General features: G+C 59.8%; 21 protein-coding genes and 1 pseudogene. 14 read left to right on the top strand and 8 right to left on the bottom strand.

All coding sequences use genetic code 11. From position 1 onward, the window contains the following. Positions 1-3: 3 nt before the first annotated feature. Entirely contained in the window at positions 4-1,605 is a 1,602-nt protein-coding gene (locus E5K03_RS06120) for an ABC transporter substrate-binding protein (RefSeq protein WP_138005469.1), read from the bottom strand. Between the two features lie 138 nt (positions 1,606-1,743). Here E5K03_RS06120 and E5K03_RS06115 point away from each other — a divergent pair, with 138 nt between their 5' ends. Continuing rightward, entirely contained in the window at positions 1,744-2,673 is a 930-nt protein-coding gene (locus E5K03_RS06115) for a DMT family transporter (RefSeq protein WP_138005468.1), read from the top strand. Positions 2,674-2,679: 6 nt separating this feature from the next. On the opposite strand, the gene E5K03_RS06110 is transcribed toward E5K03_RS06115, so the two are convergent. From E5K03_RS06110 to E5K03_RS06095, 4 genes are all read right to left on the bottom strand, one after another. Continuing rightward, positions 2,680-2,958, bottom strand: a complete 279-nt coding sequence (locus tag E5K03_RS06110; protein WP_138005467.1) for a transcriptional regulator — start codon at positions 2,956-2,958, stop codon at positions 2,680-2,682. A 139-nt stretch (positions 2,959-3,097) separates the two neighbouring features. Then, entirely contained in the window at positions 3,098-3,511 is a 414-nt protein-coding gene (locus tag E5K03_RS06105; RefSeq protein WP_138005466.1) for a putative toxin-antitoxin system toxin component, PIN family, read from the bottom strand. Continuing rightward, positions 3,508-3,771 (bottom strand): AbrB/MazE/SpoVT family DNA-binding domain-containing protein, encoded by a 264-nt coding sequence (locus E5K03_RS06100; RefSeq protein WP_138005465.1) that lies wholly within the window; start codon positions 3,769-3,771, stop codon positions 3,508-3,510. Before E5K03_RS06100 ends, E5K03_RS06105 begins: the two co-directional genes overlap by 4 nt. Before the next feature lie 138 nt (positions 3,772-3,909). Continuing rightward, positions 3,910-4,794 carry a DMT family transporter gene (locus E5K03_RS06095; RefSeq protein WP_138005464.1) on the bottom strand — a complete coding sequence of 295 codons (885 nt, stop codon included), beginning with the start codon at positions 4,792-4,794 and terminating at the stop codon, positions 3,910-3,912. A 111-nt stretch (positions 4,795-4,905) separates the two neighbouring features. Here E5K03_RS06095 and E5K03_RS06090 point away from each other — a divergent pair, with 111 nt between their 5' ends. From E5K03_RS06090 to E5K03_RS06075, 4 genes are all read left to right on the top strand, one after another. Continuing rightward, positions 4,906-5,874 carry an aldo/keto reductase gene (locus E5K03_RS06090; protein ID WP_138005463.1) on the top strand — a complete coding sequence of 323 codons (969 nt, stop codon included), beginning with the start codon at positions 4,906-4,908 and terminating at the stop codon, positions 5,872-5,874. A gap of 49 nt (positions 5,875-5,923) precedes the next feature. After that, the gene (locus E5K03_RS06085; RefSeq protein WP_138005462.1) at positions 5,924-6,772 is read left to right on the top strand and encodes a DUF63 family protein; all 849 of its coding nucleotides are present in this window, start codon (positions 5,924-5,926) and stop codon (positions 6,770-6,772) included. A 197-nt stretch (positions 6,773-6,969) separates the two neighbouring features. Next, complete coding sequence (locus tag E5K03_RS06080) at positions 6,970-7,455, top strand: hypothetical protein (protein WP_138005461.1); 486 nt, start codon at positions 6,970-6,972, stop codon at positions 7,453-7,455. 67 nt (positions 7,456-7,522) lie between these two features. After that, on the top strand, positions 7,523-8,248 hold the full coding sequence (locus E5K03_RS06075) for a nucleoside phosphorylase (protein ID WP_138005460.1): 726 nt from the start codon (positions 7,523-7,525) through the stop codon (positions 8,246-8,248). 33 nt (positions 8,249-8,281) lie between these two features. On the opposite strand, the gene E5K03_RS06070 is transcribed toward E5K03_RS06075, so the two are convergent. Beyond that, positions 8,282-9,430 carry an NAD-binding protein gene (locus E5K03_RS06070; RefSeq protein ID WP_138005459.1) on the bottom strand — a complete coding sequence of 383 codons (1,149 nt, stop codon included), beginning with the start codon at positions 9,428-9,430 and terminating at the stop codon, positions 8,282-8,284. Between the two features lie 131 nt (positions 9,431-9,561). Here E5K03_RS06070 and E5K03_RS06065 point away from each other — a divergent pair, with 131 nt between their 5' ends. From E5K03_RS06065 to E5K03_RS06040, 6 genes are all read left to right on the top strand, one after another. Then, entirely contained in the window at positions 9,562-10,788 is a 1,227-nt protein-coding gene (locus tag E5K03_RS06065; RefSeq protein WP_138005458.1) for a potassium channel family protein, read from the top strand. Beyond that, complete coding sequence (locus E5K03_RS06060; RefSeq protein WP_240729958.1) at positions 10,785-12,074, top strand: TrkA C-terminal domain-containing protein; 1,290 nt, start codon at positions 10,785-10,787, stop codon at positions 12,072-12,074. Before E5K03_RS06065 ends, E5K03_RS06060 begins: the two co-directional genes overlap by 4 nt. A gap of 59 nt (positions 12,075-12,133) precedes the next feature. Then, positions 12,134-12,409 (top strand): ubiquitin-like small modifier protein 1, encoded by a 276-nt coding sequence (locus E5K03_RS06055; protein WP_138005457.1) that lies wholly within the window; start codon positions 12,134-12,136, stop codon positions 12,407-12,409. A 64-nt stretch (positions 12,410-12,473) separates the two neighbouring features. Continuing rightward, positions 12,474-13,583: a deoxyhypusine synthase gene (locus tag E5K03_RS06050; RefSeq protein WP_138005456.1), complete on the top strand. Its 1,110-nt coding sequence runs from the start codon at positions 12,474-12,476 to the stop codon at positions 13,581-13,583. Positions 13,584-13,786: 203 nt separating this feature from the next. Then, a complete protein-coding gene (locus E5K03_RS06045; RefSeq protein ID WP_138005455.1) occupies positions 13,787-14,002 on the top strand; it encodes a hypothetical protein in 216 nt (71 codons plus the stop codon). A 346-nt stretch (positions 14,003-14,348) separates the two neighbouring features. After that, positions 14,349-15,143: a class I SAM-dependent methyltransferase gene (locus tag E5K03_RS06040; RefSeq protein WP_138005454.1), complete on the top strand. Its 795-nt coding sequence runs from the start codon at positions 14,349-14,351 to the stop codon at positions 15,141-15,143. Between the two features lie 116 nt (positions 15,144-15,259). Here the strand turns inward: E5K03_RS06040 and E5K03_RS06035 are convergent, their stop codons facing one another. After that, positions 15,260-16,441, bottom strand: coding sequence for a DUF6517 family protein (locus E5K03_RS06035; RefSeq protein ID WP_138005453.1), 1,182 nt, complete (start codon positions 16,439-16,441; stop codon positions 15,260-15,262). Beyond that, positions 16,441-16,737, bottom strand: coding sequence for a DUF6517 family protein (locus tag E5K03_RS06030; protein ID WP_138005452.1), 297 nt, complete (start codon positions 16,735-16,737; stop codon positions 16,441-16,443). Before E5K03_RS06030 ends, E5K03_RS06035 begins: the two co-directional genes overlap by 1 nt. Positions 16,738-16,994: 257 nt before the next feature. On the opposite strand from E5K03_RS06030, the pseudogene E5K03_RS06025 reads away from it, so the two are divergent. The 3 genes and pseudogenes from E5K03_RS06025 to E5K03_RS17120 all read left to right on the top strand — a co-directional run bounded on the left by E5K03_RS06025 (position 16,995) and on the right by E5K03_RS17120 (position 19,904). After that, positions 16,995-17,848, top strand: a pseudogene (locus E5K03_RS06025) (IS5 family transposase). A gap of 505 nt (positions 17,849-18,353) precedes the next feature. Then, positions 18,354-19,604, top strand: a complete 1,251-nt coding sequence (locus E5K03_RS06020; RefSeq protein ID WP_138005451.1) for an RNA-guided endonuclease InsQ/TnpB family protein — start codon at positions 18,354-18,356, stop codon at positions 19,602-19,604. A 132-nt stretch (positions 19,605-19,736) separates the two neighbouring features. Continuing rightward, complete coding sequence (locus E5K03_RS17120; protein ID WP_171006610.1) at positions 19,737-19,904, top strand: hypothetical protein; 168 nt, start codon at positions 19,737-19,739, stop codon at positions 19,902-19,904. Positions 19,905-20,006: the final 102 nt, after the last annotated feature.

Here is a 20,006-nt window from a genome sequence, read left to right as displayed (position 1 = left end):
GCGTTACTGTCTCGTAGCCGTGTCGGGGTCGATAAATTCGTCGGACCGTGGCTCCCACTCGATTTTGTTGGAGACGCCGTACACACTGAACTGCTGGTGGAGGAATACCCATGGCGCTAGTTCGTGTGCCAGCTCGTTTGCCTCCTGGAGGATTTCAACCCGATCGTCTGAGTCAGTCGCGTTCTCGGCATCAGTCATCAGCTGATCGAGCTCCTCGTTTTCGAGGATAGTGAGCGAACCGCCTGTCGTCATGAGGGGGCCGATCGTCTGGCTGCCGTCGAACTCGCCGTTCCCCCACCCAAGGAGATTAAAGTGGGGTTTGTCTTCGATGTCACCTGTCGTAATATCTTGGACGAGCGACGAGAACTCCCGCTGTTCGAGCTCACAGGAGACGTTCGAGAGCTGGTCGATCTGGTCAGCCGCCGCCTGGGCGATTTCGACATCCCGAAGGTACCGGCCGATCGGCGTCTCAAGCGTAATCTCGACATCAGCGTGGCCGGATTCGTCGACCAATCGCTCTGCCTCTTCGGGATCGTAGGGGTATGGATCGAGATCTGGATTGTAGCCGACGTGCTCGGGAAGGGTTGGTTGACTAGTAATCTCTCCGAAGCCATTGAGCACGTTTTCGATGATGCTCTCGACATCGACCGCGTAGTTCATCGCCTGTCTGAACTCTTGGCTCGAGAACGGTTCGACGTCGTAGCGCATCTGCAAGAAAATTATCCGCGCGCTTGGCACCGACTCGACGGTGGCAACGTCCTCCTCCTCAATGCGTGATACTTCGTTCGGGGGGACGTTGGTCACGATATCGGTCTCCTCAGCCAAGAGGCGGTTGACCCGAGTGCTCGATTCGCTCGAGGACGCCATGGTGAGCTCGTCGACCTCGGGTTCTCCGTCCCAGTAGTCGTTGTAGGGCTCATAAACCACTTCGTTACCCGAGTCGTACTCAGTAACCTGGAACGGTCCAGTACCGTTGGTATTCTGGTTGATGTAGTCGCGGCTGTTCTCTTCGACCCACGACTGCTGCATAATCTCGCCGTTCGTCGCAAATAGCTGGAAAGCAATCGGATTGAATCCCGAGAATGTGACTGTCACCTCTCCGTCACCGGCCTCAACCTCCTCAACACTGCCAAGATCGCCCGCCTGTGGGCTCGCAATACCCACATCTTCGAACTCAATTCGTTCGATGCTGAACTTTACGTCCTCGGCGGTCAGTGGATCGCCGTTGTGGAAGTTCGTCTCGCGAAGGGTGAAGGTGACTGAGTTACCGTCGCCGCGCTCCCAGTCGGTTGCGAGGCCCTCGATGATCTCGCCGACCTTGTCGCGATCGAGCAGGCCCTCGTAGACCTGTCCGACGACGATTTCGGTGTTGGTCTCGGCGTGGTCCTGTGGGTCTAATCCAGAGTCCATCTGTCCCATTGTCACACCGATTTCGAACGGCTCGTCGTCGCCGTTCCCGTCGCCGTTCCCATCACCGTTGCCGTTTCCGCCGTTTCCGCCGTTTCCGTCACCGGTACACCCAGCCACAGTCACCGCGGCGGCTGCGCTCCCAGCGTAGGTGAGAAGGGTTCGTCGGTTTATGTCATTAGTGTCATTCGGTGCCATAGACCTCCAAATACGACCAAACGTCTTGAACCTAACGCAGCGACCTGCGTTTTTGTCGTGATCGTCTCGGTTGTTTGACGACTCGGCGACCTCACCCGGCTTCGTAAGCTTCTATTCGCTACCGCCAAGAGATCGGATGTGTCCACGTATCGAAACCTCTCGCTGTTTTTACTCCTCGCGGCGATCTGGGGCTCGGCCTTCATGGCGATCAACCTCGGACTCGAGTTCTTCCCGCCGGTCCTGTTCGCCGCGATTCGCTACGACATTGCTGGTGTGTTGATGCTCGCGTACGCCGTCTGGGTCCTCGACGATCCGATCCCGCGGTCTCGGGGCCAGTGGGCGCTCGTCGCCGTCGGCGGGACGTTCCTCATCGCGGGGTATCACTCGTTTCTCTTTATTGGCCAGACGGACCCGCTCGTGACGAGCGCGATTGCCGCCACGATTGTCAGCCTCAGCCCGGTACTCACGACTGCGTTCTCGCGGCTGTTGTTGCCAAGCGAGCGGCTCACGCTCGTTGGAATTGTTGGATTGGCGCTGGCGTTCGCCGGCGCGGTTGTGCTCGCGAATCCAGATCCGAATGACCTTCTCGGCGAGGGGGCGATCGCGAAGCTGTTCGTACTTGTGGCTGCGATCGCGTTTGCGCTTGGCAGTGTGCTCACTCGCCGGATCGACGCCGACCTTCGAATTGAACCCATGGAGGCGTGGTCGATGCTGCTCGGCGGTGTGTTGATGCACGGGATCGCCGCGGTCCGCGGTGAATCGGTCGCGGCGATCGCCTGGACGACAGACGCTATCCTCTCGCTTGGGTACCTCTCGATCGCCGCCAGCGCGATCGGCTTTCTGATCTACTTCGACCTGTTAGACCGACTCGGGCCGATCGAGATCAACCTCGTTTCCTACGTCGCGCCCGTCTTTGCGGCGATCGCCGGCTGGCTCATCCTCAGTGAAGGACTCACCGCGACAACAGTCGTCGGCTTTGTGCTGATTTTCTCGGGGTTCGTGTTGATCAAACGCGAGGCAATCCGCGCGGAGCTGCGGCGGTACCGACAGACGCCGGCAGCAGATTGATCGCGGTCACTCCGCGCGCGTCACCGATTCGATCGCACCGATCATCTCCCAGCCGTCCTCGCCCGTCCGTTGCCGACCGACGAGAATCGTCTCGTTGTCTTCGCTCGACACGAGTCGGTAGTCGGCATCGTCCCCGTCTCTCGTTCCTTCGGCCTGGAACTCCTGCTGGAAGAACTCCGTCCAGGAGAACTGAAACGTCGCCTCGGTGCCATCGTCGAGGGTGACACGGACGCGATCGGGAGTGATGCTGTGAATTCGCTTCGCGATCGGGTTCAGATCTGCCATGCACTGGTGTACGGTCGATATTCACGAATAGCTTGTCTTCTGTGCGGATCATCGCGGGTGAGACACTTCCAACTCACCGGTTTTGTTGAAATCCTCAGCAAGTGACACATTTCGACCCGTATCCGGCGGTACAGGTGGCTCATCGATCGTTTAGCACATCGAAAAATTCTCTAGGTGTAACGATGTCGATCCCACGGAATGACTGCAGATCAAGTAAATGGTGGTCACCGGATACGATGTAATCCGTATTGCCTGCCACAGCTGCCTCTAGAAACTTGTCGTCATCCGGGTCCGCTTCGACGGCCGTAATTTCTTCATCGGGGACGACGAATTCCGCGAAGTATCGAAGCGTTTCGACTTCGGTCTGAATCTCTTCATCGTCCAATCCGAAGCGTTCGGGATATTTTTGCAATGTTTTGCGGAATTCCGTGAGCGTCGGCACAGATGCAACGATTTGGTACTCGTTCGTATAGCCCGCCACGACGATCTCGTGCGGTGTCCCGGTCGCAATAACCGCGGAAATAAGGACGTTTGTATCGAGGACAGCCTTCATTGGTCGGTATCGCGCGCGGCGTGAACCAGTTGATTCACCTCTTCGATGGATAGGTCGTTCTCCTCGGCGCGTTCGGCAATGCGCTCTTGGAACTCCGTAACTGACGGGAGTTCGATCTTTTTCAACACGAGGCCGTAGTCCGTCGGAACGACCATTAGCTTCGTTCCTTTTTCGAGTCCGAACTGGTCTCGAAGCCGGCTTGGGATTGTGATCTGTCCCTTCGAGGTAACCGTCGTCACTTCGGGGTCGTCTACACTCATACGTAAGAATTCCTTACGGAGATGAATGAAACTACCGATCAATATGCAGTCTTTAGCAAACAGTTGTTTCAGACGATACTGTGTCTGAAGAATAGGATTTCACCAGAGCCAACTCACTGTGGGAACGATCCCTTCGACTCACTGTGGGGTGCGCACTTTCCCGGTCACATCAGTCTGTGCGAGCAACACACCGATGAGGACGAGTGCGCCACCGAGAATGACCGAGACTGTGAGCAGTTCGTTGAGAACGAGGATTCCGAGCAGGACTGTGACGACCGGTTCAGAGGTGCTCACGATCGCCGCCCGGCTGGCCTCGATCCGCTGGAGGCCGGTTACGTACAACAAAAGCGGCATCGCAGTGCCGATCACGGCGATGCCGACGATGATCGCCCACTGATCGGGACCACTCGGCACCGACAGCCGGCCGGTCACACCGCCACCGACGACGAACAGGCCGGCGGTGACGACGAGCGCGATCGCCGCCAGCATGTCGGGCGGGGTGTTCGCGACCGCCGCGCGGTTGCCGGTGATGTACGTCGCATAGCCAAAGGCGGCCAGAAGAATCAACAGGACGCCGATCGCGTCGATCGACGCGGTGTCCGCGCCGATCATCAACGCGACGCCGACGATCGCACACGCGAGCGCCGCGAGCTTGTACCGCGAGAGCTGCTCGTCGAGTACGGTCACCGAGAGCGCGTAGACGAACACCGGGAAGGTATAAAACGTGATTCCGGCGACCCCCGCGGGGACGTACAACAGCCCCCAGAAGTACAGCGCCGAAAAGACCGCATACAACGCACCAAGTGCCACCGCGACCCGAAACTCACGAGCGGGCGGCAGCTGGATCGGCCCGCGAAGCCGCAAACCGATCCAGAGCAACGCCGAGCCGATCGTGAACCGAAACGCGAGCAGTGTCGTTGTGTTCAATCCTGCCTCTGCGGCGAGTTTGCCGAATATCGCAAGTGTCCCAAATCCTGCCGACGCGATCAACACAAAGACTGCTCCGCTCCGTTGGGCATCCATCGATCGCTGGTTCTGCCGCCGCGGTGGTAAGTACCGCGATCGCCCCCGAGCGTTGCCGGCGGTCAAAGCGAAGATCGGGCAATTTTATCGCCCTGGAGGCGAACGGCCGGTATGTCGCTGGATACGGTTTCGTTGGGACGAACCGGGACAGCGGTCTCTGAGATCGCCTTCGGGACGTGGCGATTCGGCCGCGAGAACGACGCCGGAGCGATCGAGATCGACGAGCCGCGAGCCCACGAGCTCTTGGACACCTACGCGGCCGCCGGTGGGCAGTTTATCGACACCGCCGACATGTACGGCGACGGCCGCGCGGAGTCGTACATCGGTAGCTGGCTGGCCGATCGCGACCGCGAGGCGTTCGTGCTCGCCTCGAAAGTCTTCTGGCCAACGCGCGAGGATCCAAACGGCCGCGGACTCGGCCGGAAACACCTCCGAGACACGATCGGTCGCATCCTCGATCGCCTTGGCACCGACTATCTCGACGTGCTCTATATCCACCGCTGGGACGACGACACGCCGGTCGAGGAGTTCATGCGGACCCTCGACGGCTTTGTCCGCGACGGGAAGGTCAACTATCTCGGTGCCTCCACATTCGAGCCGAACGCCTGGAAGGTGACGCTGGCGAACGAACTCGCCGATCGCCGCGGCTACGAGCCGTTTACGATCGCCCAGCCGCGCTACAACGCGGTCAACCGCGAGATCGAGGGCAACTACCTCGAGATGTGCGATCACTACGACATCGGCGTGGTCCCGTGGTCGCCGCTTGCCGGCGGCTTCTTGACGGGAAAATACAGCCGCGACGCCGAGCCGCCAGCGGGCTCCCGGGGCGCAACTGACGAGCGATTCGCCACGTCGTACCTCACCGAGGCGAACTTCGACGCCTTAGATGCTGTCGAATCCGTCGCAAGCGAGGTCGACGCAACGCCCGCACAGGTCAGCCTTGCGTGGCTGTGTGCGCATCCGCAGGTCACCGCGCCGATCGTCGGCGCGCGAACGGTCGAGCAGCTCGAAGAGGATCTTTCAGCCGCCGAGGTGACGCTGTCGGCCGAGCAGTTCGAGCGAATTGCGGCTGCAAAATAGCTCGGTCCCCTTCGTAACGCTTTCACCCCATCGCGTCGGCTGTCGAGACATGTCTCAGCCGGTTCTCGGACAGGTCCCATTTCTCCCTGCGGGCTTTGCGTTACCGCCGCATCCGTATCTGCTCGTGCTCACGGCCGCGATCGCCGCGGTCGGATTCGGCCTCATCCGCCGTCGCCCGCCGGTCACCGCCGCACACATCCTCGCGTTTGGGCCGTGGATCGCGGTGGGGGCGGCCAGCCACGTGCTGTTCGTGTTGGGTGCGCTCCCGCCGGCGATCGAACCGCTCGGCGGCACCCCTGCGGTGTATCTCACAACAGGTGCGATCGCCGCTGCGGCGTGGCTCACGATCGACCAGATCGGCCCTCCAGAGCGGGTTCCGCTCGCACTCGCTGTACTGGGTGGAATCATCGCGCTCGCGTTGACTGGGGTAATCCTCGCGAACGGCGCCGCGCGCGGAACGCTGGCGGTCGCGTGGCCGCTCGCCGGGGTACTCGTGTCGATCCCGCTCACTGCGATCGCGTGGACGATCCTCGATCGCCAACGCCCGGAGGCTGCGGCGGTGACTGGCTCGGTCGGGATATTTGTGCTCTTTGGACACGCACTTGACGCCGCCACGACGGCGGTCGGCGTCGACATCCTCGGCTTTGGGGAGCGAACGCCGCTGTCGCAGGCGATTTTGTCGATCGCAGAATCACTGCCAACCGAAGCGATCCTCGGCACCGGGTGGCTTTTCATCCTCGTCAAACTGGGGCTCGCGGGAGCGATCGTCGTCCTCTTTGCGGAGTACGTCGAAACTGAACCGACTGAGGGCCGGCTACTGTTGGGCTTCATTGCGGCGGTGGGTCTTGGTCCGGGGATTCACAACGTGCTGTTGTTCATTGCGACAGGCGGCGCGTAGCCCTGTGGCGACGGGCGGCGCGTAGCCCTGTGGCGACGGGCGGCGCGTAGCCCTGTAGCGACGGGCGGCGCGTAGCCCTGTAGCGACGGGCGGCGCGTAGCCCTGTGGCGACGATCGGCGTCCACCTCCATCGCCACCGTCGATCATGTCCGACGAACGTTTATGCCGCTGGGAGACAACACCCGAAGAGATAGCGAATGAACGAGCTGTTGTTTTTTCTTGTGATCGGCTCGGCCGCTGGGCTCCTTGCAGCGATTGCAATGAACTGGCCGATGCGGGCATGGGACGACGGCTTTACGCCCGCGTACGTAGCCGCAGCGGTCGCCACCCGTCGATCGCCCGAGTCCGTTCCGTTTCGCGACGCCGTGATTGCCCACCACGTCGCCGGCGTCCTCGCCGGAGCACTGTACGGCGTGCTCGTAACCGGGCTCGGTCGGACGATTCCCGCTGCGGTTTCGCTGTCGCTGTCCGGCGTTGAGGTGGCTGCTCACGTCGTCGCGACGGCGATCGTCGTCGGATTCATCTACCTCCTCTTTGCACACATTGTCCTCCCACACGCGGGCGGACAGATCTATGAGGAACAGTCGACGGCGGTTCGTGGACAGTGGCTCCGCTCGTCTCTCATTTTTGGCGTGACAATGACTGTCGCGGTTCCGGTGCTTGCGACCACTGTCGTCGCGTGACAGAACGCCGCCGGCGTGGAGGCCCGCGATCGGACCGTTTTTCTCGCGGACGCACGAGTGACTGCACATGGCAAAACAGCCGCATCTGCTCATCGAGGAAGGCGACGTCCACGACATCGCGATCATTCCCGGCGATCCGGGCCGCGTCGATCGTATCGCCGCCCAGTGTACGAACGCCGAGACGATCGCGGAAAACCGCGAGTACAAACTCGTCAACGCGACCTACGAGGGCCGTGAGCTCACGATCTGCTCGACAGGGATTGGCTGTCCGTCTGCCGCGATCGCCGTTGAGGAGCTCAATGCCGCCGGCGTCAAAACGGTAGTCCGCTGTGGAACAACCGGTGCCCTGCAGGTCGGGATCGAGATCGGCGATATGGTCGTCGCGACCGGCGCGGCGAAAGAAGAGGGCACGTCAAAGCGCTACGAGTCTGCGACCTACCCGGCGGTTCCTGACTATGGCGTGTTGACCGCGCTCGTCGACGCCGCCGAGGCGAACGACGAGGACGTCCACGTCGGCCCGATCGTCTCCGACGACGCCTTCTACAACGAGTCTGACGAGTACGTTCGCGACTGGGAGGCCGCGAATCTGCTCGCGATCGAGATGGAGGCAGCGGCGGTCTTCTCGATCGCTCGCCGCAAGGGGATGCGCGCCGGCGCGATCTGTACGGTCGACGGTAACCTCGTCGAGGGGACACAAAAAGGAGCTGACAGCGACGAGGAACTCCCCGAGAAGGCGAAAAACAACGTCGAGCGGGCGATCGCGATCACGCTCTCGGCGGCTGCGACACTGTAGTAGGACCGACGTCTGGTTGGCAGCTCTGGGAGGTCAATCCTCGCCGAGTAGCTGCTGGGAGGCATCTTCGGCGTCGCGGCCGCCGATCGCCGAAGCCGCCAGCAGTCGGCCACCGATCATTGCCGGACTGATGACTCGATCCGCGCCGGCCCGGCGGAGTTTGGCGACGTTCTCTCGTTGGGTGGCCGCCCCGAGGATCGTGAGGTCGGGATTGAGCTGTCGGGCTGTGAGGATCGCCAGGGCGTCCTGGGCGTCGTTTTCGGTCGCGACGATCGCGGCGCGGGCGTCTTTTATGCCGACACGAACGAGCGGCTCTTCGTCACTTGGATCGGCCGTAAGCACTGGATAGTCGTTATCGGCATACCGGCGCGCTCGTGTTTCGTTCGTCGTGACGATCGCAAAATCCGTTCCGTTGTCAATGTGTTCGATGATCGGTTCAGTCAGATCCCCATCGCCGAGGATGAGGATGTGGTCGTCGAGGAGGTTGAACTGTGATTCTGTCATGCGTCCGAGGGCTTTGGAGAGTTGTGCTTCGATCGCCGGGGTCAAGAGGACACCGAGTGCGACCGCGAAGGCGGAAACATTCAACACGAGCACCGAGATCCCGAACAACAGGCCGAGTTCGGATTCGGGAGTAATATCACCGTAGCCGACTGTGCTTGCGGTGACGATCGTGTAGTAGAACGCGTCGGTGATCGTGTTGAGGTTGTTGAACTCCTCGCGCAGCGCATACGATCCCAGCGTGCCATACGCGACTGCTGTGACGAGCGAGAGGCTGGCGGCCATCTGGGTCATCGAGGGTGAGAAGTTCCGATCGAACCGGCTTCGGTTGTAGACAAGCGCCGGGATGGACACGACCGACAGGATGACCAGCGGCACTGAAAACGGCGAAACCTGCAACAACCCCTGTGCGGCCGTGATCGGCAGCAACACCACGGTCACATACCAGCCGATCCGGTATCGACTCCGAAGCGCCCACGCGCCCGCGAGAATGGTGAAGCCAGTCAGGGTCCCGGTGAACCCAACCGTTCGGCGGATCGCCGGCGGGACGATCTGTGCGTATGCGCTATCGACACCGCCGGTCGAGATATGGACCAACCCAACGACGATCGAGAGCGTGGCCACTGCGAAGGTCAAAAGGACCGACGCCCGGACGGTTACGAGCTCGCGACTCCACGCCATTACCTGCCCTCTTTTTTCAGTATAAATAAATAGCCCGTCGTCCAGCGAGGATACCAATCAGCGTGCGGTAAGTCAGGTTGCTCGCAGTCAGCGGGCGATGACTTTTATAAATGGCGACTATCTGGGTGGATATGGCGCTTCCGTTCGAAATCCTTCTGGGGATCTATTTAGGGATCATTACCGGGATCATCCCGGCCGTAATCGCTGGGGTGCTCGGGTTCGTATTCAAATACTTCACGGGGGTGACGATCCCCGGGTTAGGTGTCGTCGTGTTGGCGCTGGCGATCGCCGGCATCAACGGTGGCCTGATGGCACTCAACGACCCGACAATCCGCTCTTCGGAGAACGCAACGGCAATCGTGACGGCGATTCTCGTCGTGTTGATGCTCGCACTGTACGCACACGCACAGGGCGACAAACTCGGCGCGAGCGTACCCCGGCGGGTCTCGTTTCGAAAACTCCGAGACCGGACACTCAACACTGACGTGATCGAACTCGTAGGTGGTCGAAACGAGGTCAAAATCACGGTCATCGGCGAGATCGGCGACCTCGAAGGATATCCGCCGCTCTCGGCGGCCGATCGGGCTGCAATCCGCGACGGAGAGTGGCGGTTCCCCGCAGACCTCCCCGTCGAGGAGCTCGAGACCCGATTCGCCGATCGGCTTCGATCCAAACTTGACCTCGCGGCCGTCTCCGTGGAGTTGAACGCTAACGCGGAGGCGGTGGTTTCTGCGGCCCCGCCGACCGGGACGATATCGAAGCGCGTCCCAGCGGGAAAACGCGCAGTGTCGATCTCGGCGCTCGTTCCCACCGGATTAGCCCGCGGCGAACAGGTCCGCATTGTCGCCGAGGACGTAACCGTCGAAGGCGTGTTGATCGCCGCCAAAACGGGAGCGAAATCGAAAGAGGACCAGCCGACGTCGGATCCGAAGCCGGTCGTAACTGACGGGGGCTCCGAAGAGGTACAAGCGGCTCCGGCTGCAGCAGTCACCACCGGTGGGGAGGGCCGCGTGACGGTTGCGGTCACACCCAAAGAGGCCAAACGGTTGCTCGGGGTCGATCACGGGAAGGTCGTCGTCCTCTCCCGTGGGACGCACCATGAGATCGAACTGACAACACTGCTCAAGCGAGCGGGCGTTCGGTTCAAGCGGGTTACTGTCGACGCTGTCGGGCCGCTCGCCGGTCATACGATCGGTGCGGTTGACGTCCGGGAGGTCTACGATGTGGCGATTCTCGCAGTCAAACACAAGCGGTGGGAGGTCGCCCCGCAGGGATCTCAGCTGTTGTCAGCAGGCGACGAACTGTACGTGATCGGTGCACCCGATGCGATCAAGACGTTCACGGAGGCCGCAGCGTGATCAAGACATTTGCCATCGGTGTGGGCCAGACGGGCGTCACCTTTGGGGATCCGTTGGCAGCGATCGTCACGCTTGTCGTGTTCGCGTTGCTGTCACTTCTCGGCGCGGCCGCGATCGCGCTCGTGTACCGGTGGTACTTCGCAGAGGAAGTTCCAGAGGGGATTGCGGTGTTGATCGGTGTCGCTGTGGTCGCGTTGTACATTAATACCGCCTCTCTCGGTGCAATCGTCAGCAGTGGCGGCACCGATCTCTTTCAGATAGAGACGGTGCTTTTCAACGTGGTCGTGTTGGGTGTCGCAAGCCTTGCGGCTCCGGTTGGCAGGCGGGCCGGAGATGCGGTTGCGACGAACGTGCTGTCGATGCCGGCGCTCAGACAGTTTGAAGGAGATATGGGAACTGTCGTGCGATCGGCCGGCCGCGCCACCACAGTAACGCTCCCCGATGAGATCGAAGACATGGTAAGCTACGATCCAGTCCCTGAAGAAACAAAAACGGAGATGGCAGGCAAACAGCTCGTCTTCCCGCGTCGGCTCACCGTTGGCGCGCTTCGGGAACGACTCATATCGCGGATCAAAGAAGACTACGCGATCGGTTACGTCGATGTCGATCTAACAGAGAAGGGGGATGTTGAGTACCTCGCGGTCGGTTCGCGGATGGCTGGCGTCGGTCCGACGCTTGCACCGGGAACTGTCGCGGTTGCGCTGTCCGCAGACCCACCGAATAACGCCTCTCCGGGTGATCTGATACAGATCTGGTGCACCGGCGAGCAGCCGAAGCGGCTCGTCTCTGGGGAGCTCCGTGGGGTCGCATCTGACGTGGTCACCGTCGCGATTGATTCGGCCGATGCCGATCGGATCGATCCGACCGAGCGCTATCGGGTCGTCACGTTACCCGAAGAACCGCAGCCAGATCGGGAGTTTGCGACACTGCTTCGCGGTGTCGACGAGACGATGGCGGCGATCGACGTTGACCCTGGAAGTGAACTTTCAGGCACTGTCGTCCGAGAGGCGGGCGTGATCGTGGTCGCGATCCGATCGGCCGACGGCACGACTGCGCCAATCCCCGATCGCGATCGGCGCTTTGCCGACGGCGACACGGTGTACGCCCTCGGCCGCCCGGACGTGCTGCGGCGGCTCGAAGAGCGTGCACACACCCCGAAAGAGGCCGAGCGCTCTACAGATGACGGGTCCGCTGGTGACGGCGATTCTGCCGGGGAATCACCGGAATCCCCTGCCGAAAGTACGAGCGCGAACACTACCACGTCCACTGATTCACAAACGTCGTAGCAGTTGTCTCCTTCGCCGCCGGCACAACGCTCATACGGTGGGGGTGGTTTCTCTGGAATATGCACTGGAAGCTCTTCGCAACCCTGGCGGAAGCCGCTGGGGATCGGACGATCGAACTCGATCGTGGCACAGACGAAACGGTCGGCAACGCCCTCGACACACTGTTGGATGCGTATCCCGACCTCTCTGCAGAGGTACTGAACGATGACGGCGAGGTTGCCGACCACATCAATCTCCTCGTCGACGGAACCGCCGTCACCGCACTCGATGGGCTCGACACCCCGATCGACGACGACACCGAACTGGCGCTGTTCCCGCCCGTCAGCGGCGGATGACGGCTGTGGAATTTCCCGATCGCGATCCGTGCGCTTCAAACCGATCGCCGCCGGAGACGAAGCCATGACTGACGAGGAGAACCACGGCTCGCCAGACGAAGCCGGGGGCCACGGCGATCACAGGGATCACGATGCCAACGGCGATCACAACGATCACGACACGGGCGGGTATGAACCGCCGGAGCGATCGGAGTTCGATCACGATCCGATCGGCCACACCCGCGTCAGCGGCGGGATGACGGTCGGGGACCTCGTCGCCGAGTACGGTAATGCCGGGATCGGCGCACAAAGCGTTCACGAGGCTGCCGATATCTACGCGGAGATGCTCGCAGACGACGACTGTACGGTGTTCATGTCGCTGGCGGGTGCGATGGTTCCCACGGGGATGCGGCGGGTCGTCTCCGAACTCATCCGCGACGGCTACGTCGACGTGCTCGTGACGACTGGTGCGAACCTCACCCACGACTCGATCGAGGCGATCGGCGGTAAACACCACCACGGCAGACATCACCATCCCGACATGGACGAACGCGAGTTCGACGAATCGCTGCGCGACGAGGAGGTCGATCGGATCTACAACGTCTATCTCCCACAGGAGCACTTCACGCTCTTCGAGGGCCACCTCCGGGAGTCGGTGTTCCCGCCGCTGGCCGAAGAGGATTCTGTCGGGATCGAAGAGCTGTGTGCGCAACTGGGTCGAGCGAACGCCGAGGCCAACGAGCGCGACGACATCGCGGAGGACCCCGGGATCGCCGCGGCGGCGTACGAATCGGACGTGCCGATCTACTGTCCGGCCGTCCAGGACTCCATTCTGGGCTTGCAGGCGTGGATGTACGCACAAACCTCCGGGCTCACGCTCGATGCGCTCTCCGATATGACTGCGCTCACCGACACCGCCTACTACGCCGATCGGGCCGGCTGTCTGCTCGTGGGCGGGGGCGTCCCGAAGAACTTCACGCTGCAGACGATGCTCGTCACGCCAGGGGCATACGACTACGCGGTCCAGATCACGATGGATCCCGCTGCCACGGGCGGGCTCTCGGGGGCGTCGCTCGATGAGGCGCGATCGTGGGGAAAACTCCGCAAAGACGCGCGGAACGCGACGATCACTGGCGATGCGACGGTCTTCCTCCCGATGCTCGTGGCTGCCGCACGCGAACGGATCGACGATTGAGGCGGCCCGATAGCGGTGTCTTCGAAGCGTTCGCGGAACTGCCATCCGCGATCGACCACCCGCCGATCGGCAGGCTTTGATCTATAACGAAAGTTTATGTAGTATTGGGTTGTTGGTGGAAATACAAATGTTGGTCGTAGGTGTAGGACGGTAACGATCCTTTTCGCAGGCTGTACCGACTGCTGACCGTTTCACCGACCAACATGCACACACACTCGACAGCGACCACCGGCGTTGCACAGACTCCAGACAGCATTTCGACTCCGCGAGCGATCGGCCCGGACCCAGAGACGATCGAGGCTCCGGAGCGATCGGCGTGCGATCGCGCCCCGGCGATGTTTGACACCAGGTGTACTCGGCGGCTTGGGAATCTGGTCGATCGGAATAATCAGGCGATGGTCGATCCGCAAGATGGGTGACTCAGGAGGCGGCGATCGAGACGATACGATCTTTTGGCTTCGGTTAGAAATATCGATCGGCCGATGACGACGCACACCGATCCGATCGGGTGTGGCAGCCCGTGGTGACGATCCCTATGAGTGCCGAGGCCAGCGTTCTATCTGCACATTTTCGGCAAGAAGTGAACAAACGTCAGAGAATTGCGTCTACTACCGTTACGCTACCCTCTGAGAGAGGATAGAGGTCATGTAGGGTTTGGTAACTGTTGAGTAGAGTACATTCTGAATGCCGCGGCCGGACTATTCCTTATGCGTCGATCGATTTGCGCTCGCTGAATATAAATACATATCTCACCTCTATTGACGAATGCAAACCGTGGCCGACGTGATTGATGCTGCCTCAGCCGAATGCCGACCTCCATCAGATGACGTTTACAGCCTTCTTGCACCGGTATATGACGTTTTCGCACAGACGATTGATTACGATGCGTATGCATCGTTCATCAGAAGGCACGAGCCCAAGGATACGTCCGCCATTGGGTTGTTCGCCTGCGGAACGGGCCGGCTCCTTGCGACCGTCGCGAACCGCTACGATATTGCGGTGGGGTTCGACAGGAGCTCCGCGATGGTTTCGCAGGCGACCGCACGGACCGACGCAGCGATCGTCGTTGCTGACCTCCGCACGTGCGTCGTTCAGGGCCGGTTCGACGTTATCACGATCCTCGGCAACTCGCTCGCCCACCTCGCTCCTAAAAACAATGGCCCCGACCCACTCGAGCTTTCGTTTTCAAATGTGTTCGAATCGCTTCGACCAGGCGGCGTACTGCTTTGTGACTTCATCTCTCCATCGTCAGTGATCGACGGGCACGTCATGGAAGCTATCGCGACGGATGATCCATACCAGATTACGCGTACGATCGTGACACGAGTGACCGATCCGGACGCAGGCGGACTCGGACCAGCCGGTCGGTATACGTACGCCTACAAAATCCAGGATCACCGAACCAACCGAACCGCCCGGGTGAGTGCGACCGCCTCAATCCGAGGATACCGGCCGACCGGCGTGTTGCGGACGGCACTTGATGTCGGATTCACGGAAGCGGCACTGGTTGAGTCCCCGCCCGAAAGTGGTGACGCGCTCGTCGCGAGAAAACCAAAATAATCAAAAGTCAGCGGCGGTGTTTCCGAGATTATCAATGAATTAGCTGGATCAGAGGGTTTCTGACCCCATCTTAAGCACTGAGCAGCAGTCGCCGCAAGTAGATCGCCAGGGGTAGTTCACTCGCCGCCATCGGCTTTAAGAAGTGTCCTTGTAGTCGCCGCAGTCAGTTCACGTGCTCTGGTGAGTGTCTCTCCGTCGAGTACACCAGTTGCGTCCGCGTCGGCTACGGGTCGGCGGTTGATGCCTGTGACAAAGACGAGGTCGTCATCTGTTAACCGCGCGGCGTGGATGGCGATCGCCCAGGGCTGGGCTTGTCCGTTCAACACGCCAACAAAGGTCCGGAGGTCGACCTCGTCGCCGAGCAGTGGCGTCGTGGGGTCGGCCGCAAGAATTGGGTCCGGATCCGCGACGAGCGGCGGGACCCGGTCGCCATCGACGGGGTCGGGCCCGGTAAGCCACTCGACCGTTCGCGCGTCGGTAACTCCCGCCCGGTACAGCAAGTTGCGAACCTCCTCGCGGGCGAGGATCTCTTCGAATGCGAGCCCGGCAAAGGGGTTGAGGTTCTGTCCGGCGACACTCGCGTTGGGCGTCGCGAGGACGCTGAAGCCGAACGTCGCTCCCGGTAACGGGGCAGGCACGCCCGCATTGAACAACTGCCCAATATCGATCTCGTCGGGCAACGTCAGCGGTGTTGATGGGAATGTGCGTTCGTCGGTAAACGCAGCGATCAAGAGCTCGTCGGTTCGAAGCTCCTCGTCCGCCTCGACTGTCCGGTACGGGCCAAACCGATCGCGGAGCTCACGGGTCTCGACACCCATCCGCGCGGCAAACGTGGCCTCATCAGTCGGGACGAACGTTGACACGGATCGCTGTTTGTCGGAGCTCCAGGAACTACCGGGGATCCACGATGCGGCTGGGCTCCAGCCTTCGCCAGTCTCCTCGTCGTGTTCCTCGACCCAGGACTCGTTTGGAAACACGCGCCACGGCTGCTCAATGAGGAGGCCTTCATCACCGGTGTTCTGGAACTTCTCGACTCCAGTGGATGTTGCGCTCGCGAACAACATGCCCGGCAGGGGCGCACCGTCCGTCATACGTGCTTCCGTCGGAACAAGGAACGACGCCTCCGTGCCAGGAAGGTCAACTGCGCCGCCGTCGGCGAAGCCGAGTTCGACCGTCTCGATGCCGACCGCCGCTGGTGTGACGACGAGGCCACCGTCGCTGAGGCCACCTGCGTTGGTTTCGTGGGTGAAACTACCACCAACACTATGAAGAACGATCCCTTTTTTTCTCGCCGCCATCAGTTATCATCCTCAAAGTCGGGTACGTACACGGCCCCATGGCTTGTGATTGTCACGGAGACGCCGGCTTGCTCGCGCTCGAAAGTGGTCGACTCGTCGGCCAAGATAGCGTATCCAAACGCCTCACGATCAGCTTCCGGAAGTATCACAGACGTCGCTTCGAATTGTTGGTTCCTGAGATCTGAACACCCCGCCAACCCAACTGCAATGATAAGACCGATCCCTGCAAGCAGGCGTCGTCTCGTCGGTTTCACATCCTCCTCTGTGGTCTTCCCAACCCTGTCAATCGTTCCCATCTTCTCGATAAAATATACGTCATATTATATAAATATACATATAATTGCTCTGAACTGGCTGCAGCCTATCACCTGAACTGGCAGGATTTTCCGACGAGAGTCATACGAAACGTTTCCAAGAGAGAAGGGACAGATTCCGGTGGGTCAAGAATAGAGCCCCGATCAAAAAGCAGTAATTCGGCTCTAGTGAATCGCTAGACTGCGTCAGCTTCGACCGTCAGAACTAGTGGAATGAAGCGGGAAACCGCCGATGATCCATGTTGAAGAGCTCCCGCTTCACGAAGAAAGCGGTTCAGTTAGCTAAAAATGCTGTCGGTGGCCGAGGCGAAGTCGCCGATTACGCCGTCGTATCGCTCCATTGTCTTCGGGTTTACTTGGAGAAGTCCTACCGAGAGGCGTTAGATCTGCTGAGTGAGATGCCACATATTCTCGGGGAGATCGGCCTCGAACCGACCGATCTCCCGCATCACTCGACGTTAGTAAAATGGTTTGATAGGATCAAGACAGCACTCTGGCGAGTGCTGCTGCGCCTTTCGGCGTTCGCAAAAGCTTGCTTTTGCGAGCCCATAAAATCGTTTACGATTTTGGGATGCAGCTGCACGACCCGAGCGATCACGCCGCCATTGACGCGACATTTTTCGACCGCGAAAACGCGAGCAAACACTATTGTTGTCGGACGAATTACCGTGTCCAGACAATCAAAACGACTGCTCTCGTCGACACAGAAAGCCAAGCGATTCTTGACGTTCACTGTACGACCGAGAAACGTCACGACACACAGCTCGGCTGGCAGGTCGCCTGCCGCAACGCAGGCGACCTCGCCAGCCTCGCCGCCGACAAAGGTTATGACTGGATGGAGTTACGCGAGAAACTCCGCGAAGAGGGGGTAAGACCATTGATTAAACATCGGGAGTTCCGGCCCATCGATCACGAGCACAACGCGCGGATCGATGGGCCTCGCTACCGCCAACGAGCGATGTGTGAGACCGTCTTTTCGACGATCAAGCGCACGCTCGGCGACGCCGTGCGTGCGCGAACTTGGTACGGTGAATTTCGTGAACTTGTCTTGACGTGTACGGTTCACAACATCAAGCAGTCTCTAAACCCATGAAATTAAGCTACGTCTGACAATTCACCACGGCCAACTAAAACATTGCAGTATTGTTATTATCAAATTATTAAAATATAACTCCGCCCATCTGTGCTTACAAAAATCCAAGCCGGGCTTAGTCAGGTGTAACTGATTATTACTATGATCGCGCCGCTATTGAAATAAACGGGCAATACTTTGTTACTTCGAGTAATATCGGCGGTAGCCTGATCGCACACATCGGCCGGGACAAAATCGAGCGTACAGACCCATACTCCCTCGCCGCCGAACTTTCCGATCGGGACCGAAACCCTGCAGAGACTCCCAGCGACAGCTGCCAGCACCCCCCTCCCAAACGCATTCCCCGTTGGCGTGCGTATGTTCTTCTATCTTTCTTCGAGGAGAGAATCCCGCCGTTTACGGCGGGAGTGAATCCGACAACTCCTACCCAATCCACCGTCGATGGCAGACCGGATATTCCACGCTAATCCACACTATTAAGTAGATTTGTCTACATAGGCTATGTATGGCGATTGAGGCCACTCGTACCTACGTTGGTTCCATCCAGAACCACCGACAGGTCTGCGATGGCCTTGACTCGCTCGGAGACTCCGCCTCGAAAATCTGGAACGTCGCCCGATGGACAGCCGACCGCATCTGGAACGCAACTGGCGAAATCCCAGACGAGGGCGTGCTGAAATCGTATATGAAGAACCAGTCGTGCTGGAAAGACTTGAACGCACAATCCAGTCAGAAAGTCATCGAAGAACTTTCCGACGCTTTCCAGTCGTGGTTTGACCTGAGACACAAGTTTGACGAGGCGAATCCACCCGGTTACCGCAAACACGGCGACTCTCGACCGCGTGCCACGGTCACGTTCAAAACAGACGGATTCAACCACGACCCTGAGAACAACCGCGTTCGACTCAGCAAGGGGAAGAATCTCAAGGAGTATTGGTCGGACTTCCTGCTCTGCGAGTATCAGACTCGCCCGGACGTTGACCTCTCAGAGGTTGAGTCGGTACAGAACGTTCGCGCCGTCTGGAACGGCGACGAGTGGGAACTGCACTTCGTCTGCAAAGTCAGACTCGAAACCAACGACCTGGCAGGCGATGAAGTGGCAGGTATCGACCTTGGCATTAAGAACATCGCCACAGTCGCATTCCCCAACCAATACGTTCTCTACCCCGGCAACTCGCTCAAAGAAGACAAGCATTACTTCAAACGCGCTGAATACGACACGGAGGGAGAGAACGGCCCGTCCGAGAGGTCGATGTGGGCACGCCGGAAACTCGCTGACCGTGAGACGCACTTCTACCACACACTGACGGACACCATCATCACAGAGTGTGTCGAACGCGGTGTTGGCACGCTCGCAGTAAGTTGGCCCGAAGACGTGCGCGAATCTGATTGGGGCAAGACCGGCAATAAGAAACTCCACACCTGGGCCTTCGACCGCATCTACCAGTACCTCGAATACAAAGGTGAGATTCGTGGTGTCGAGGTACTGAAGGAGAACGAGTGGGATACGTCGAAAACCTGCTCAAAGTGTGGTGATGACACGAAGTCGAACCGTGCCGAACGTGGCCTGTACGTCTGCTCGTCGTGCGGGTTAGTCGGGAACGCGGATTGCAACGGGGCGGAGAATATGCGTCAGAAGATAACTCCGAGTCCTCATGGTGAGGATAGGAGTAACGGCTGTGTGGCACAGCCATCGACATACTTGTTCGACCGCGAGAGCGGAATGTTTCGCACGAGAGAGCAGGTCGTGTCGTAGACCGGCAAATATCCCAACTGCGGTACGGGAAGCCCCTTCGTTTACGACGGGGAGGATGTCACGGTTGCGCAGTACACCGACAAACACATCGAAAAGCGGGTTGTCGACCAGAGCGGCATCGAGATCGGGACTGTGACCGACGTACGCAACGGCGAGCTATACGTCGAAGTCGGCCCAGACGCCGATCCGGAGACGCTCTCAGAACTGAACTGGGACGGAACAGTAAACCAGCAGAGCCATGGCTTGCCTAACCAGTACATCTCGAACATCACCGACACGACCATTCGGCTCAACGTCTGATAGTGGCTGAAGCACGATACGGGTCCTTGATCGAGCCGCGACACACAGTTCAATCGGTCGATCGTGAGTGCGGAGCCCGTTTTATCTCATCTATTTTTGAAG

The sequence above is a fragment of the Halalkalirubrum salinum genome (assembly GCF_005543295.1).
GTDB lineage: Archaea > Halobacteriota > Halobacteria > Halobacteriales > Haloferacaceae > Halalkalirubrum > Halalkalirubrum salinum.
This window is presented reverse-complemented; position numbering and strand designations above follow the sequence as displayed.